This is a genomic window from Pantoea sp. Acro-807 (assembly GCF_011752675.1).
Classification (GTDB): Bacteria; Pseudomonadota; Gammaproteobacteria; order Enterobacterales; family Enterobacteriaceae; genus Pantoea; species Pantoea eucrina.
Genome location: NZ_VWXE01000033.1, coordinates 1 through 206 on the forward strand (window position 1 = coordinate 1; position 206 = coordinate 206).

Below are 206 nucleotides of genomic sequence, written 5' to 3' on the forward strand. Positions count from 1 at the left end.
ACTCAGTGAAATTGAAATCGCTGTGAAGATGCAGTGTACCCGCGGCAAGACGGAAAGACCCCGTGAACCTTTACTACAGCTTGACACTGAACATTGAGCCTTGATGTGTAGGATAGGTGGGAGGCTTCGAAGCGCGGACGCCAGTCCGCGTGGAGCCATCCTTGAAATACCACCCTTTAACGTTTGATGTTCTAACGTGGGCCCGT

Annotated in this window: 1 rRNA gene; it reads left to right on the forward strand. The window is 51.9% G+C overall.

Annotated elements, in window-relative coordinates:
- Window positions 1-206, forward strand: a 23S ribosomal RNA gene (locus F3J39_RS18755); the annotation flags it as partial.